General features: G+C 71.0%; 14 protein-coding genes. 4 read left to right on the plus strand and 10 right to left on the minus strand.

Going from position 1 to position 15253, the window contains the following annotated elements; all coding sequences use genetic code 11:
• The first annotated feature begins 61 nt into the window (after positions 1-61).
• Positions 62-913 (plus strand): fumarylacetoacetate hydrolase family protein, encoded by an 852-nt coding sequence (locus tag ACZOOI_RS24595; protein WP_465277855.1) that lies wholly within the window; start codon positions 62-64, stop codon positions 911-913.
• Positions 914-1047: 134 nt separating this feature from the next.
• Here ACZOOI_RS24595 and ACZOOI_RS24600 read toward each other — a convergent pair whose 3' ends face one another.
• Positions 1048-1443: a RidA family protein gene (locus ACZOOI_RS24600; RefSeq protein WP_465277856.1), complete on the minus strand. Its 396-nt coding sequence runs from the start codon at positions 1441-1443 to the stop codon at positions 1048-1050.
• Between ACZOOI_RS24600 and ACZOOI_RS24605 the strand changes: the two genes are divergently transcribed.
• Entirely contained in the window at positions 1442-1843 is a 402-nt protein-coding gene (locus ACZOOI_RS24605; protein WP_465277857.1) for a hypothetical protein, read from the plus strand. The genes ACZOOI_RS24600 and ACZOOI_RS24605 overlap by 2 nt on opposite strands.
• 153 nt (positions 1844-1996) lie before the next feature.
• On the opposite strand, the gene ACZOOI_RS24610 is transcribed toward ACZOOI_RS24605, so the two are convergent.
• From ACZOOI_RS24610 to ACZOOI_RS24620, 3 genes are all read right to left on the minus strand, one after another.
• Positions 1997-3712 carry a Cys-Gln thioester bond-forming surface protein gene (locus tag ACZOOI_RS24610; RefSeq protein ID WP_465277858.1) on the minus strand — a complete coding sequence of 572 codons (1716 nt, stop codon included), beginning with the start codon at positions 3710-3712 and terminating at the stop codon, positions 1997-1999.
• A 338-nt stretch (positions 3713-4050) separates the two neighbouring features.
• Positions 4051-5499: an APC family permease gene (locus ACZOOI_RS24615; RefSeq protein WP_465277859.1), complete on the minus strand. Its 1449-nt coding sequence runs from the start codon at positions 5497-5499 to the stop codon at positions 4051-4053.
• 57 nt (positions 5500-5556) lie between these two features.
• Positions 5557-6852 carry a zinc-binding dehydrogenase gene (locus ACZOOI_RS24620; protein WP_465277860.1) on the minus strand — a complete coding sequence of 432 codons (1296 nt, stop codon included), beginning with the start codon at positions 6850-6852 and terminating at the stop codon, positions 5557-5559.
• A 189-nt stretch (positions 6853-7041) separates the two neighbouring features.
• On the opposite strand from ACZOOI_RS24620, the gene ACZOOI_RS24625 reads away from it, so the two are divergent.
• Positions 7042-7827: a helix-turn-helix domain-containing protein gene (locus tag ACZOOI_RS24625; protein ID WP_465277861.1), complete on the plus strand. Its 786-nt coding sequence runs from the start codon at positions 7042-7044 to the stop codon at positions 7825-7827.
• A 248-nt stretch (positions 7828-8075) separates the two neighbouring features.
• A complete protein-coding gene (locus ACZOOI_RS24630) occupies positions 8076-8684 on the plus strand; it encodes a hypothetical protein (RefSeq protein WP_465277862.1) in 609 nt (202 codons plus the stop codon).
• Positions 8685-8934: 250 nt separating this feature from the next.
• On the opposite strand, the gene ACZOOI_RS24635 is transcribed toward ACZOOI_RS24630, so the two are convergent.
• From ACZOOI_RS24635 to ddaH, 6 genes are all read right to left on the minus strand, one after another.
• Positions 8935-9765, minus strand: coding sequence for an anti-sigma factor family protein (locus tag ACZOOI_RS24635; protein ID WP_465277863.1), 831 nt, complete (start codon positions 9763-9765; stop codon positions 8935-8937).
• Entirely contained in the window at positions 9762-10322 is a 561-nt protein-coding gene (locus ACZOOI_RS24640) for a sigma-70 family RNA polymerase sigma factor (RefSeq protein ID WP_391587664.1), read from the minus strand. Before ACZOOI_RS24640 ends, ACZOOI_RS24635 begins: the two co-directional genes overlap by 4 nt.
• A gap of 255 nt (positions 10323-10577) precedes the next feature.
• On the minus strand, positions 10578-11369 hold the full coding sequence (locus tag ACZOOI_RS24645) for an ABC transporter permease (RefSeq protein WP_465277864.1): 792 nt from the start codon (positions 11367-11369) through the stop codon (positions 10578-10580).
• Positions 11366-12343, minus strand: coding sequence for an ATP-binding cassette domain-containing protein (locus ACZOOI_RS24650; RefSeq protein ID WP_465277865.1), 978 nt, complete (start codon positions 12341-12343; stop codon positions 11366-11368). The genes ACZOOI_RS24645 and ACZOOI_RS24650 overlap by 4 nt, the downstream gene beginning before the upstream one ends.
• Before the next feature lie 78 nt (positions 12344-12421).
• A complete protein-coding gene (locus ACZOOI_RS24655; RefSeq protein WP_465277866.1) occupies positions 12422-12601 on the minus strand; it encodes a hypothetical protein in 180 nt (59 codons plus the stop codon).
• Between the two features lie 860 nt (positions 12602-13461).
• Positions 13462-14307 carry a dimethylargininase gene (ddaH, locus tag ACZOOI_RS24660; protein ID WP_465277867.1) on the minus strand — a complete coding sequence of 282 codons (846 nt, stop codon included), beginning with the start codon at positions 14305-14307 and terminating at the stop codon, positions 13462-13464.
• Positions 14308-15253 lie beyond the last annotated feature (946 nt).

Raw genomic sequence — 15253 nt, forward strand, 5'->3', positions numbered from 1 at the left:
CATCCCCGCCCCCAGTCCCCGTTCCGTCATCGACACCCCTCACGTACCTGGAGAGATCACCGTGCGCCTGATGCGCGTAGGCGAACCCGGCAACGAACGACCCGTCCTGTTCGCCGCCGACGGCCGCCACTTCGACCTGAGCCGGCTCACCGCCGACATCGACGCGGCGTTCTTCGCCTCGGACGGTATCGAGCGGGTCCGCGAGGCCGCGGCGGCGGGCAACCTGCCGGAGCTCGACGTCGCCGGCCTGCGCGTCGGCGCCCCGGTGGCCGGGCCCGGCGCGATCCTGTGCATCGGGCAGAACTACGCGGCGCACGCGGCCGAATCCGGCGCCGAGCCGCCGAGCACGCCGATCCTGTTCTACAAGGCGCCGCACACCGTGGTCGGGCCCTACGACGACGTGCTGATCCCGCGCGGGGCGGTCAAGACCGACTGGGAGGTCGAACTCGCCGTCGTGATCGGCCGCCGGGCCCGCTACCTCGCCTCGCCCAAGGACGCGTTGGCCCACGTCGCGGGCTACACGATCAGCAACGACGTGTCCGAGCGGGCGTTCCAGCTCGAACAGTCCGGCGGCCAGTGGTCCAAGGGCAAGAACTGCGAGACGTTCAACCCGCTGGGCCCGTGGCTGGTGACCACCGACGAGGTCACCGACCCGCAGACGCTCGGGCTGCGCTCGTGGGTCGGCGGGGAGAGCCGACAGGACTCGACCACGGCCGACATGATCTTCGGCGTGGCGTACCTGATCCACCACCTGTCGCAGTACCTGGTGCTGGAACCCGGCGACATCGTCAACACCGGTACGCCGCAGGGGGTCGCCCTGTCCGGGCGCTTCCCGTACCTGGTCGAGGGTGACGTGATGGAGCTGGAGATCGATCGGCTGGGGCGGCAGAGGTCGCACCTGGTGCAGGCCTGACGGGCCGGCGGCCCGCACGGGTCGGCCCTTCGATGCCGTGACCGGGGGAGTGCGCCGGTCACGGCATCCTTGCGTGGCACCCGTGCGGGCCGGTGTGGGACGGTCCGGCCGTGCTCCGGGGTGTCGTGCGCGGGTCAGGGACGTACCGCGACCGCGTCGACCTCGAACAACATCCCGGGCAGGGCCAGGGACGCGACGCCGCTGAGCGTCTGGGTCGGCGGCAGGTCGCCCCAGATCGCGCCGATCGCCTTGCCGAGGATGGCCAGCTTGTCCGAGTCGTGGTCGACGATGTGGGTGCGCAGCTGCACGATGTGACTCGGGTCCAGGCCGACGGCCGCGAGCGCGATGCGCAGGTTGTCGAAGGACTCCTCGACCTGCTCGGCGAAGTCGTCGGTGGTGACGTGGCCGTCGGCGTCCGACGCGTACTGTCCGGCGACGAACACGAGTTCCCCGGACGCCACGGCGACGTGGCTGTAGCCGAAGTGCACCGGGTCGTGCAGGCCGTCGGGGTTGAGGATGCGGTGCGACATGGTCGGGGTCCCTCCGAAGCGAACGGTCGTCGAGTACAGGTCGTCGGCGCCCCGGATCATTCCCGACGACGGTGACAATCGCGGAAACGAGCACGGCGAACGGGTACACCCCTCGGCGGGATCGCGCTCCACCGCGTGCAGGGACGTTCAGGCCCGGCCGGGCTTCGCCGGCCTGGATCGGGTCGGTCGCGCCGACGAAGTCGCGGACATGATCCGCCTGTTCGTCGGCAACGGCTTCATGACCGGCACGGTGATCAACCGCACCGGCGGCGCCACCCTCCCGACGAGCCGCCCACCCGAGCCGGAGAATACGGCAGGTGCGACGAAGAATTGTCACACCCGTGTCCCAATCGCGCTCTTTCGAATTGTCGAGCCGTTGCGCCGCGCATGTAGGAAATGAATCGTGCTGTCGACAAAACACGGATTGCATTCGCGGGAATACGCATGGGAATCGCGAGTGGAAACGCCGAGGGCCCCGCCGGGTGTCGGCGGGGCCCTCGGTGCCGGCCCGGATCAGGTGGTGACTCGACCCGGTTCAGCGCGTTGCGGGTGCTCAGACCTGGTGGCGACCACGGCGGCGGTTGAAGTAGATCGCGCCTCCGCCCGCGGCCAGCAGCGCGGCGGCCGCACCGGTGATCATGATCACGGCGGAGTTGTCGCCACCGGTGTTGGCGAGGTCCTTGCCGTTGCCCGCCGGGGCGACCGGCAGCCACGGCACCTCGACCGCGGGGTTGTCCGTACCGGGCTCCACGATCGGCTTGGTCGGCCCCTCGCTACCCGTCGGCTCCGCGCTGCCGGACGGCTTGGTGCCGGTCGCGGGCGCCGACGTGGTGGTGGCCGGGGCGGACGTGGTGGGCGGAGCCGAGGAGGTCGCCGGCGCCGACGTGGTGGGCGGGGCCGAGCTCGTGGCCGGGGCCGACGAGGTCGCCGGAGCCGAGGTGCCCGGCGCCGGCGGGGCCGAGCTGGTCGGCGGTGCCGGCGTGGTGGGCGGCTTGGTGTTCGTCGGCGGCGTGGTCGTCGCCGGCGCAGTGGTCGGCGGCGTGGTCGTCGGCGGGACCGTCGGGGTCTCGACGCAGTCGAGCGTGCCCGTGTACGTCTGCGAGTAGCCGGCCGGACCGGTCACCGTGACGGTGTAGGCGGTGTCCTCGGCGACCTTGACGAACTGGGTCTTGTTCGAGTTCGGCGGCACGGTCACCTTGGCGCCGTTGAGCTTGAACTCGGCCGGTCCGTCACCGGTGTTCTTCAGCGTGACGGTGACCCCGCCCTGGACGCAGTCCTCCTTGTACGCCGACGAGGGGACCGGGACGGCCTGGTGGCTCCACTTGACCTGGGCCGATGCGCTGACCGAGAACGGCTGCGAGCCCGCCGTGATCAGGGTCTGCGAGTGCTTGCGGTCCTTGGCCAGGAAGACCCGGCCGATGTTGACCCCGGCCTTGGTCGAGGCCGAGATCCTGGCCTCGCCCGGGTTCTGGCTCTTGGGCACCTTCACGTACAGCTCGGTGCCGTTGGCCGCGGTGCCGAGCGGGTTGCCGTCCTTGCCGACCAGCGAGACGCCGGCGGGAACGGTGCCGTCGAGCTTGACCGCGACCGGCTCGGTCGAGGTGGTCTTGACCGTGACCGGACCGACGCCGGGAGTGTCGCCGTCCTTGCCGCTGGTGGTGGTCGGGGCGAGCTCCAGCGAGGCGCCGGGCTCACTGGCCTCACCCTTGTTGGCCTCGCCGGTGAGGTACTTGTACAGCGTCACGACGTCCTTGTCGTTACGCGTCTCGGACGCGTTGACGCCGTTGCTGTAGTGCCAGATCGCGGCCTGGGTGGCCTCGACGGCCTCCTGCGCGTCGAGCTTGCCCTTCTTGTCCGACACCCCGGATGCCTTGGCCAGCGCGTCGAGGTCGTTGATCTTGGGGTACGAGTGGTTCAGCACCCAGTTGATCTTGGCGACCTTGGCGGTGTCCTTGAGCCACGAGTCGGCCCAGGCGCCCTCGCGGTAGTCGACGTCCTCGCGGACGGTCGTCTCCAGGTCGATGCAGTACACCAGGACCTCGGGCGCGCCGGCCTTCTGGGCGCTCAGGATCATCAGCTCGGTCTGCTGCTTCCAGAGGAAGCCCGACAGCGCGACCTCGCCCTCCGTGTGCTTCACATGGCCACGGAACCGGAGGGCGACGCTGTCGGCGTATGCGACGGGCGAGAACCCGATGACCGCGACCGCGGCCAGACCGGTGACGGCACACGCCGATGCCGCGCGGGATATACCCCGCTGGGTCATGAACATGAAAGAAACGACTCCTCGCGAAAAGGCGGCCCCCGCTGCCCGGGTCTGTCACCGGGATCCCCACCCCTGGGCCGCCGAACGCAAGAATCGTGGCATCACGATGGTTAGTCAATTCACGGACGGGGAATCCGCCCGGGAAATCGCGAATTACCCGAAGCCGGCCAATGCCATATCGCGGCATTATGCGTAATTCACCCATTTCCGGGCCGATGCCCCCGGTCCGCGCCGCCGCTCCGCCCCCGGCGGCCGGAGGCTCGCTCGTCGGCCACCGTCCTCCGCGGGCGGAAGACGGCGGCCGAGGCGGGCCGCTCCGGGCCCGGTCCGCGGATCCCGTTGGCTCAGGCCGCGTCGTCGGCGAACGTGCCCGCCCGGTCCGCACGTTCCGGGTCACGGGCGCGCAGGACCGCGTAGCCGGCGATGCCCACCACCAGGGCGCCGACGAACACGTACGGCAGCACGTTGAGCGGGGATTCCGGCACGGGCCACAGGTTGCGGTAGAACACGTAGACCATCGCCGCCGCGCCGATCAGGCCCAGGGCCCAGGTGATGGCCAGACACCGGGCGCCGGTCCCGCGCACGAACAGCGGCGCGGCCAGGCAGACCAGCACGTACGACAGCATGTAGCCGAAGACGCCGATCGTGTCGATGTACGTGGTCGCGTCCAGGCCGTTGGTGCCGGCCGATACGACCGCCACCGTCGGGATCGCGACGAACGGGGTGACGGCCCGGATCGCGGCGGACGGGGTCTTGTGGGTCGGATGCGCCCGACCCAGGCGCGCCGGCACCACACCCTCCCTGGCCATGCCGAACAGCAGCCGGGCGGCGACCGTGACGCAGGCCATCACCACGGCCAGGAACGAGGCCGCGAAGCCCGCGTGCAGGAAGAACTTCAGGAAGCCCAGGCCGGAGAGTTCGGCCAACTCGTCCATCGGGTCGGCGCTTGCCACCAAGCCGTCGGGGCCGCCGAAGCCGACCACCTGGGCGTAGGTGGCGAACATGTACAGCAGCCCGGCCAGCAGCGCGCTGCCCATCACCGCCCGCGGGATCGCCTTGTACGGGTCGGTCGCCTCCGCGCCCAGCGAGGCGGCGCCCTCGAAACCGACGAAGCCGAGCACGCCCAGGACCACCGCGAACACGATGCCGTCCAGGGTGCTGCCGGTCAGGGTGAGTTGGTCGGTGTCGAAGAGGTCGTTGCCGCTCTTGAAGAACACCGCGAGGAGCACGACCACGATCAGCACGATCGAGATCACCTCCAACGTCGCCGCCACCCGCGCGGCGGTGCGCACGCTCGCGATGGTCAACCGGACCGCGATGGCGGCCAGCAGCACGTCGAGCAGCACCTGACCGGCCACCCCGGTGAAGGCGCCCACGCCGATCCCGTCCAGCGCCCGGCCGGTGTAGTAGCCGGCGCCCGCGAGCGAGCCGGAGCCGATGCACACCGCGCCGATCAGCAGCGCCCAGCCGGTCACGAACGCGCCGGACGGCCCGAGCGAGAGCCGGGTGAACGCGTACAGCGAGCCGGTGCCCGCCCGGCGGCGGGCGAATACGCAGATGCAGTACGCGATCGCCAGCACCGCGGCCATGGCCAGGAAGAACGAGAACCACGCGCCGTTGCCCGCGGACGCCGCCATGCTCGCGGGCGCGAACGCGATCACCGCGCTGGGCGCGACGTTGGCCACGCTCTGCGCGCCCACCTCGAAGGTGGTCACACTGCGCCGGGCCAGGCCGTCGTCGGGCGCGCCGGCGTGGGCACCGGAGGACGGGGGCGAGGCTGCGGATGTGGGCACGGGTGCTGCCTTTCCGGACTTTCCGGCCGAATTGCCTGGGGTGAGAGTAGTCATCGGTCAGCCCTCGCGCTTGGTGGGGTCGTACGCGGACGGGGTGTGTGTGGTCGAGCCGGAGGCGGATCGCGGCGCGGCGTACGCGGTGTAGGCGTCGTAGGCGGCGGAGTCGGAGCCGGCCACGCCGGTCTCGGTCGGGTCGTGCGGCGCCGGCCGGTAGCCGGTGATCAGCAACTGCCGTAGTGCGCGGCCCTCGTTCAACTCGGCGAGGGCGTCTCCGGCCTCCTCCAGCGGGCGCCGGGCCGAGATCATCGACTCGACGTCCAGGAAGCCGCCGACCACCAGGTCGACCAGGACCGGGATGTCGCGATGGGCGACCACCGAGCCGTAGTTCGAGCCGAGGATGCGCTGATCGGCCTCGGCCAGTGCGAGCGGGTCGAAGCGGGCCGTGCTGCCGGTCGGCGGGAGGCCGACGATCACCGCGGCGCCGCCCTGACCGAGCGCGGCGATGGCCTGCTCGGTGGTGGCGATCTTGCCGATCGCGTCGAAGACGTAGTCCAGGCCCTCGGGGACCAATGCGCGCAGCGCCGCCACCGGGTCGACCGCGCTCGCGTCGATCGTGTCGGTGGCGCCCAGGGTGCGGGCCAGGTCGAGCTTGTCCGCGACCACGTCCACCGCGACGATCCGGCCCGCGCCGGACAGCCGGGCGCCCTGCACACAGGACAGCCCCACGCCGCCGCAGCCGATCACCGCGACCGTCGCGCCGGCCTCCACGCCCGCGGTGTTGCGGACCGCGCCCACGCCGGTGGCGATCGCGCAGCCGACCAGGGCCAGCGCGTCCAGCGGCGCGTCCTTGCGCACCTTGATCGCGCCGGAGACCGGGACCACCACACGGTCGGCGAACGAGGACACGCCGAGGTAGTGGTGCAGTTGCTCGCCGTCGGTCGTGCTCAGCCGGCTGGTGCCGTCGTACAGCACGCCCTTGGGCGCGACCACCTCGGCGACCAGCGAACAGGCGGCGGGGCGGCCGGCGAGGCAGTAGCGGCAGGTGCCGCACGCCGGCACCCAGGACAGCACCACGTGGTCGCCGACGGCCAGGCCCGAGTCATCGGTGTCCGGGCCGAGCGCGGTCACCACGCCGGAGCCCTCGTGGCCCAGCACGACCGGCATCGGCACATCCCACTCGCCGCGCACCACGTGCAGGTCGGAGTGGCACACACCGGCCGCGACCACCGCGACCTCGACCTCGCCGGAGCCGGGCGGGGCCAGTACGAGGTCGGTCATGGCGAGATCGTTGCCGGGGCGCAGGACCACGCCGCGGATGCGGTCGGCGGGTGCCGGCGAGGGGATGGTGCTCATGGCTGCTCCTGGCTGGTGGACGAGGTCGCGTTTAGTGTCGCTAAACTTTCGTCAAGGTTTTACAGGAGTAAACTCGTGGCGTAAAGACCCCGAGCGGGGTGAATCCGAATGAATCCGAACCTTTACGGACCGCCCGGTGGTCCCGGAACGGTGCGCTGAAACGACGGGAGGGCGGGTACCGTGTCGCGCGTGCCAGCACATGCCGGAGCAGCCGGCGAAGAACCCAGCGAACCTCCCGGCGTCGCGCCGGAACCCGCGGTCGAGACCGCGAGCGCAACCCGGCGCGGGACGGGGACCGGGAGCGAGGGCGAAACCGGGGTCGAGGCCGAAGCCGAGACGGAACCCGGAGCCGAGGTCCGAGCCGAAGCCGCGCCCGGGGCAGCCGCGGCCAAGGACACCTCCAGCCGGATGTCCCGGGTCGGTCCGCGCCTGCGCGAACTGCGCCTGGCACAGGGGCTGACCCTGGTCCAGGTGGCCGGCGCCGCCGGGGTGACCAAGGGCTTCCTGAGCCTGGCCGAGCGCGGCAAGGCGTCGGTGTCCGTGCCGACCCTGCTGCGCATCTGCGACGCGGTCGGCACCAGCATCGCGGCCCTGTTCGACTACCCGGACCAGGACGTGGTGCGCAGCGGCATCGGCGCGCCGCTGGAGATGGGCGGCATCGGGATCGAGGAGTTCCTGCTGACACCGGCGGACGAGACGCACGTCCAGGTGATGCGCACCGTGCTGAGCCCGGGCGGCGGCTCGGGCGGCGCGTACGCGCTGGAGGCCGAGACGGTGTTCGCGTACATGGTGCGCGGCAGCCTCGAACTGACCGTCGACGGCACCGTGCGCCGTCTCGGCGCGGGTGACTCGACCACGTTCTCCGCGCGACTGGAACACGGATGGACCAACCCGGGCGAGATCGAAGCCGAGGTGTTGTGGTCGATCGCGCCGGCCCTGCCGCGCCACGTGACGAAGTTGCGGCCGAACCGGTAATCACCGGTTGCCGATCGATTGCCGATCGGGGTCGACCGAGTGCGGAGCCGGTACGGACCGAGTGGCGGCCCGATGTCCGCCGACCGCGGGCCGGTTCGTCGCGTCCGTGGCGACGTCGGCGCCACGCCGCCCCCGGGGCTTTCTATGCTTGCCGCGTGACCGACCCCAATGACCTCGATGTCCGACCGGCGTTCTCGCCGTCCGCAGCCGCCTCTGCCCGGGGGGTGATGGCGCTAACCTGCGAGCGTGTGGCCGCGACATTGGCTTCGTACGAGCTGCGGGTACTGCCGTCGACCGTGGCCCAGTGGGAAGCCGGTACGGAACGCCCGAACGAAGCCGAACTGCTCGCCCTCGCCAAGTCCTTGGTCGTCCCCGTGAGCCAACTCATGGGCGGCCGGCCGAGCAATCTCCAGGACCACCGGATCGCCGCCGGCCTCACCCGCGCCGAACTCGCCAACCGGGTACGGATGAAGGAGGTCGGCTACGCCCGACTCGAACGTGCGAACAAGTGGCGCGCCGACGAGGAGCGCACCGGCTTCCTGGTCCGCGCGCTGGGCCTGTCGATGCGTGACCTGGCCGAGGTGTCGGGCGCGGGCCCGGAACTGGAAAACCTGCTCGCCGAGGCCGTGGTGGGCCGCTGGAAGACCCAACTGCCGGACATCACCCGGCTGATCGGGATGCGCCGCAAACGCATCGGCGAGGTGCTCGAAGCGCTGAGTTCGGTCTTCCCGGAAGGCATGGACGTGGCCGACGTGCCGCGGGCCGCGGTGGTCGAGCGATTCTGGGGCCTGCTCGGCGACCCGGTCGCGGACCCGGGTGCGCCGGGCGTGTGGCTGCTGCAAGGACGCTTCGCGTAACCGACCCGAACCCGAACGGTCCTGCCGTCCCGTCGGATCCGACGGGACGGCAGGACCGTTCCTTGTTCGAGCCGCCGGACAGGCCCTAGGCCGTGTCCGGCGGATCTTGGCGGGGCCGCGCCGCCTGGTACCGCGTCTCGCCGCACCGGAGAAACAGCCGAATAGAACCACTATGCGGCTGCTTCTCCGGCACGCCGAGCCACGGCACCAGACGACGCGACCTCATCCACCAAGATCCACCGGACACGGCCTAGACGGACACGCCGACCAACGTCCCGCCGTCGGCGATGCGCACGTCGAAGCGGGCGAGTTGGTCCGTGGGCGTCCAGGTGCCGGTCCGGATGACCAGCGGCGCCTCCGAACCCGGGACGCCGTAGCCCTTCGGCGGGACCGTCCAACTCGAGATCTGCTGCTCCTTGCCGTCCTTGCCGATCGCGACCAGCGAGCACCGCAACGGGCCGCGCACGTTCCGCAGTTCGAGCGCGAGGTCGGTACCCCACGCCTTGCTCTCCAGGGCGAGCCGGGCGGCCGCGCCGGTGCGCGGATCGGTGGCGCCGACGGTCGTGCCGTTCCTGGCGATGGCCGCGATCGGGTCCACGTTCTGCGCGGACGTGGACGAGTCCTTCTTCAACCAGGTCCGGCCCGTGAGCACCCCCGCGCCCAGGCCGATCACGAGCAGCGCGACGCACGCGGCGACCAGGAGCGCCGGTCGGGACCGACGTCGGGCGGCCCGCCGCGCGCCGAGTTCGTCCACCTGTCCCGACTCGGCGGCCGGGGTCGGTGCCGCCCCCGACGTCGCGGTCGGTTCCGGCGCCGAAGCAAGGACCGGTCCGGGCGCACGCGTCGGTTCGGCCGGCAACGCGGGCGCTGCGGGCGGCGCTGATACCGACGACTCCGGCGGTTCGTACACTCCCTCGTCCCGCAGCTCGGTCAGCAGCGTGGCCATGCCGGAGAAATCGGCCAGCTCGTCGAGACACCGGTCGCACGTGGCCAGGTGTTCCTCGAACGCGTCCCGGTCGGCCGGCTCCAGCAGGCCGAGGGCATATGCGGCGATATCCGCGTGTTCGGGTTGGATGCTCATGCCGACACCCCCCTCTCCTCCAGGACGACCCGCAGGGCGCGCAGTGCGTAGTACACGCGTGACTTCGCCGTACCCGCCGGGATGCCGAGCACGTCGGCCGCCTGATTGACAGTACGGTCGCGGAAGAACGTTTCGATCAAAATTTCCCGGTGCGATGTGGAGAGCGCGTCCAGCGCGTCGCCGACCACCACCGAACGCAGCAGCCGGTCCACCTCGTCGCCGGTGGGCAGCGCGGCCAACGGCTCGTCGCCGACCTCCGGCGGGCGGGCCGCGCGGGCCCGCTGTTCGTCGATGACCAGCCGGCGCGCGACGGTGACCAGCCAGGGCAGCAGCGGCGCGGCGGGATCCAGCTTCGCGCGATTGCGCCAGGCCCGGACCAGCACCTCCTGCACGCTGTCCTCGGCCCGTTGCCGATCGCCGCCGTTCAGTCGCGACACGACCGCGAGCAACGGCCGCGAGTACTCGCGATAGAGCATCGTGACGAACTTGGTCTCCTCGTCGGAGCCCGGCGGGCCGGAACCCGGCGGGCCAGACCCCGGCACGTCCACATCGGACATCCCCGACCGGCCTCCTCCCCGTAGCCGAGATCCGCTCCCGGAACAGGAACACCCTAGGGGTCCCGCCGCCACCGATTCGCCCGGACCCGAGACCGGGTGCGCCATCGCCGGAGCCGCTGCCGCCCGGGCCGGGTGTCGCTCGGGCCCGGACGACGGCGGAGAGCGCAGACGGGGCGGCGGACGCCGACGTGGTGTCGGAGTACGCCGCCCCGGGGCGGGTGTGCTGCGGGACGCAGGCCGCGCGCTCGTGTCCGTCTACTGCGGGTCGCGGTTGAACGACGCCTTCGACCAGAAGTAGCCCAGCACCGTCAGCCCCACGCACCAGCCGATCGCGAGCCACCCGTTGTTGCCGATCTCGGTGCCGAGGAGCAGCCCGCGCAGGGTCTCGATGGAGGGGGTGAACGGCTGGTATTCGGCGATCGGTTGGAACCACCCCGGCATCGAGTCGAGCGGGACGAAGGTGGTGGAGATCAGCGGCAGGAAGATCAGCGGCAGCGCGTTGTTGCTGGCCGCCTCGGCGTTCGGGCTGATCAGGCCCATCCCGACGGCGATCCAGGTGAGCGCCAGGGAGAACAGCGCGAGCAGGCCGAACGCCGCGATCCACTCCACGACCGTGGCGTCGGTGGACCGGAACCCGATGGCCACCGCGATGGCCCCGACCAGGACCACGCTCAGCACGCACTGGAGCACGCAGCCGACGACGTGCCCGATGAGCACCGAACCGCGATGGATCGCCATCGTGCGGAAGCGGGCGATGATGCCCTCGTTCATGTCCGTGGCCACGGACACCGCGCTGCCGATCGTGGTGCCGCCGATGGTCATCATCAGGATGCCCGGGACGAGGTAGGCGATGTACTCGGACCGGTCCGCCCCGCCGTCCCCGATGCCGGCGCTCATCACGTCGCCGAAGATGTAGACGAAGAGCAGCAGCAGCATGACCGGCGTGAGCAGCAGATTCAGGGTGAGGGACGGGTAGCGCCGCGCGTGCAGCAGATTGCGCCGCAACATCGTGGACGAGTCGCGCACGGCGAGGGAGAGGGAACTCATCGCACGACCTCCTTGGCTCGGGTGGTGCTGCTGGTCAGGGCGAAGAACACGTCGTCGAGGTCGGGGGTGTGCACGGTCAGCTCGTCCGCCTCGATGCCGGCCGAGTCCAGCCGGTCGAGGATGGAGCGCAGTTCGCGCTGGCTGCCGTCGCTGGGGATCTGCAACGACAGCGCCTCGTCGTCCCGGGTGATGCCGTGCAGCGCGGAGGCGGCGGACCGGTACGCGGACGGGTCGGAGAAGCGCAGTCGTACGTGGCCGCCGGGGATGAGCCGCTTCAACTCGTCGGCGGTCCCCTCGGCGGCGATCCTGCCGTCGTTGAGCACGGCGATGCGGTCGGCGAGTTCGTCGGCCTCGTCCAGGTACTGGGTGGTGAGGAAGACGGTGACGCCGTCGGAGACGAGCTCGCGGATGATCCCCCACATGTTGTGCCGGCTGCGCGGGTCCAGACCGGTGGTCGGCTCGTCCAGGAAGATGATCCGCGGGTTGCCGACCAGGGTCATGGCGATGTCCAGGCGCCGCTTCATGCCGCCGGAGTAGCTCTGCGCGGGCTTCCGGGCGGCTTCGACGAGGTCGAATCGCTCCAGCAACTCGGCGGTGATCCGCCGCCCTTCGCGCTTGGACAGGTGGTGCAGGTCCGCCATCAGGAGCATGTTCTCCTCGCCGGTGATCAACCCGTCGACCGCGGAGAACTGCCCGGTGACGCCGATCGCGGCCCGCACGCCGTCCGGTGACGTGGCCACGTCGTGGCCCGCGACCCGGGACTGCCCGCCGTCGGCGGAGATGAGCGTGGAGAGGATCTTCACGACGGTGGTCTTGCCGGCGCCGTTGGGCCCGAGCAGGGCGAAGACCGAACCGGCCGGGATGTGCAGATCGATGCCGTCCAGGACGGTCTTGTCGCCGTACGACTTGCGCAGACCGACCGTGGAGACGGCGGCCGGGGCCGGGTCCCTGTCGCCCGGCCTGGATGTGGGCATGACAGAAGGCATGGGCCCTCCCGTTCGAAGGCTGGAGTGGGTGGGGGAGTGGGTGAGTCGAGGCCGGTGCTTCCGGGGTCAGGCCCCGGTGCGGCGGACGTCCGCCTCGTTGGCGCCGTCGTCGGCGGGCCGCGGCGGCGCGAGGTCGGGGTCGGGGTCGGGGTCGAGCCTGCGCGGCCGCATGTCGACCGAGCCGGGGGCTTCGGCGGCCACCGCGAACTCGGGGCGGAAGATGTCGACGTACGGCGTGAGGTCCATAGCGCCATCATGGCACCATCATGGCGACACCTGCAAGTCGGGGTGGCGCCTTATCTGGGGTCCGTTCGACCTTGGTCGCGCTGATCTGCGGAAACGTGAAGGCGGCGTCCCGGGATGGCGGTGGCGCCATGAGCACTCCCGTGCCTTGGTGCCGGGTGACGCCGGCCGACGCCGGATGGTGCCAAGATGTGCCACCTGGCGTCATCCGATGCCGAGGGAGGGTCGCCTCGAATGGCTTGCCGGCCCGGACCCGGGGACCTGGCTCACCTTCGCGCTCGCCGAGCGAGACCCGGCTCGCCGCGTGGGCGCCGGCGCTTGTGCGGCACGAGCGAAGGGCCCGGCCCGTCACCAGGTGACGGGCCGGGCCCTCGGCTTCTCTCGGTCGTTTCGGCCGGGCGGGCTCCTCCGGTCGCCCCGAATAACGACGGATTCTCCGGCCGGCGATATTTCCGAGGTGATTGCCTCGATGGCCGGCCCGATGGCCGGCCCGGCCGAAAGAGGAATCGGGCCGCCGCCGAACGGTATTGCGCGAGCGGGGGCGCTTCCCGACGGGAAGTCGACGGACGGGGACCGACGGGTCGGCCTAATCCGGGCGCCGGTCCGGGAATTCGGTCGATCCCGTGCGGACCCGATTCGGACCTCGACCCGGGCCCCGATCCGGACCTCGATCCGGGTCCGATTCGGTTGTCGATTCGAAATCCGTTATCCGTGCTCGGCCGAATCGCCGGGTATCCACCGCTGGGAATACGGTGAACGGGCCGGCGGTCGGGCGCGCCGACCCGGACGACTCCGGCGCCGCCGGAGGGCTGTCCCGTCGACGGGACTCGGCCTCGACGAGCCGCCCGCCCGCGTCGGGCCGCTCAGCCGCGCAGTTCGAGCGTGCAGCACTTGGCGTTGCCGCCGGCCTTGAGCAACTCGGTCAGGTCGATCCCGATCGGGATGTAGCCGCGCTCGCGCAGCTGTGGACCGACGAGTTCGACGGCCCGCTCCGGCAGCAACACGTGCCGGCCGTCGGAGAGCGCGTTGAGCCCGAACATGGCGGCGGTGGCCTCGTCGGCCAGGATCGCGTCGGGGAAGCGCTCGGCCAGCCGGCGCCGGCTGTCGGGTGAGAACGCCTGCGGGTAGTACATGATCTCGCCGGGGCCGAGCACGGAGAGCGCGGTGTCCAGGTGGTAGAACCTGGGATCCACCAGGGTCAGGCTGAGCACCGGGACGCCGAAGAACTCCTGTGCCTCGTGGTGTCCGCGCAGGTCGCTGCGGAAGCCGCAGCCGGCCAGGAGCTCGCCGCCCACGTAGAGGAAGTCGCCCTCGCCCTCGTTGAAGCTCTCGGCCTGACGCACCTCGGACCACCCACCGGCGCGGAACCAGTCGAGGTAGGCGCGTGATTCGTCGGCGCGCTGATGGTGGCGAAACCGTGCGACGAGCACCTTGCCGTCCACGACGGTCGCGCCGTTGGCCGCGAACACCATGTCCGGAAGGCCGGGCACCGGTTCGATCAACGACACGTCGTGCCCGAGTGCCACGTAGGCATCGTGCAGCCCCTTCCACTGGGCCAGGCCGGTGTCCGCCGAGGTGGGCACGTTCGGATCCATCCACGGATTGATCGAATAGGTGACGTCGAAGTAGGTCGGCCGGCACATCAGGAAACGCCGCGGCCGAGCGATGCGGTTGTCGTTCGAAGTCTGTTCGATGTCTGTGTGGGTCACCTTGATTCCCTTGTTCTCCGTGATTGTGTCCGGGGCGAAATCAATGCCGGCGTAAAACGGTGTGTTCGACCGGACGGAAACACGACGTGTACCCGATGCGGGCATGCCGGATAAGAGCGGGATCGCCGCGGGCCGAAGCTAGCACGGGGTGCGGGCCGCACTCGTCCCGTTGACGGGACAACCGCGGGAAATGGATATTCACGATTTCGACGGGATCGGTTGGGGTAATTCCATCGCGCATTATGCGTTGCGCGCGTGCCGGCGCGGCCGCGCGCGACGCCATGCCGGAATGGAACTCGGGCGGTATGTCGACAACCTCGGGTCCGACCCCTCGCCGCCGGTCGAGGCGGGGCGCAGGCCCCGCTCGGTCGAACGCTGCGGGGCGCCGCCGATGTCCGCGGGACCGGTCGACGTCGCCGGATGTGCCGTCGGCGGCCGTCGACGAGTTCGCCGGGGAGCCGGTGCCCGGATCCGTGCAATTGCGCGAGGCCGGTGCCCGGGTTCGTGGTGGGGCTCGTGCACCCTGCCTTCGAGCCCGGCCGGCCGTGCATCGGCCGAGGCCGCGTGGGTCCTGCGGAACGAGCACGCGTCCGATCCCCGACTACCCGCTCGCCCACCCGGATCGGCTTCCGGCCGCCCGGGCATCCGGGGGCTCGGGTCGCCCGAACCGCCCGATTCGGAAGGCTGGCGGTGGACGCACGACTCGTCCGCACTCCGATCGGCCGTCTTCCACCGCGCTGCCCCGGACGGGGAGGGCGCGACTCCGGTTCGGCGCCGAGCCCGCCGGCCGGATCCGATCGTTCGACCGGCACGATCCGCACGCGAACGGGTCGCCCGGAAATCCGGCCGGATGGCCGAAGTCATTCCCGATGTGGCTCGTTCGTGAATGTGCGATGACACATGCCTCGCGGCATCGTTAGGAAGACGTCAAGACGGCCCGGTTTTC

This window comes from Embleya sp. L77, from assembly GCF_055557415.1.

What these genes read in the sequence shown, in the direction of transcription:
- ACZOOI_RS24605 (WP_465277857.1), top strand. Translation starts at nt 1,442, where the DNA reads ATGGTCGGGGTCCCTCCGAAGCGAACGGTCGTCGAGTACAGGTCGTCG.
- ACZOOI_RS24600 (WP_465277856.1), bottom strand. Translation starts at nt 1,443, where the DNA reads ATGTCGCACCGCATCCTCAACCCCGACGGCCTGCACGACCCGGTGCAC.
- ACZOOI_RS24610 (WP_465277858.1), bottom strand. Translation starts at nt 3,712, where the DNA reads ATGTTCATGACCCAGCGGGGTATATCCCGCGCGGCATCGGCGTGTGCC.
- ACZOOI_RS24620 (WP_465277860.1), bottom strand. Translation starts at nt 6,852, where the DNA reads ATGAGCACCATCCCCTCGCCGGCACCCGCCGACCGCATCCGCGGCGTG.
- ACZOOI_RS24635 (WP_465277863.1), bottom strand. Translation starts at nt 9,765, where the DNA reads ATGAGCATCCAACCCGAACACGCGGATATCGCCGCATATGCCCTCGGC.
- ACZOOI_RS24640 (WP_391587664.1), bottom strand. Translation starts at nt 10,322, where the DNA reads ATGTCCGATGTGGACGTGCCGGGGTCTGGCCCGCCGGGTTCCGGCCCG.
- ACZOOI_RS24645 (WP_465277864.1), bottom strand. Translation starts at nt 11,369, where the DNA reads ATGAGTTCCCTCTCCCTCGCCGTGCGCGACTCGTCCACGATGTTGCGG.
- ACZOOI_RS24650 (WP_465277865.1), bottom strand. Translation starts at nt 12,343, where the DNA reads ATGCCCACATCCAGGCCGGGCGACAGGGACCCGGCCCCGGCCGCCGTC.
- ACZOOI_RS24655 (WP_465277866.1), bottom strand. Translation starts at nt 12,601, where the DNA reads ATGGACCTCACGCCGTACGTCGACATCTTCCGCCCCGAGTTCGCGGTG.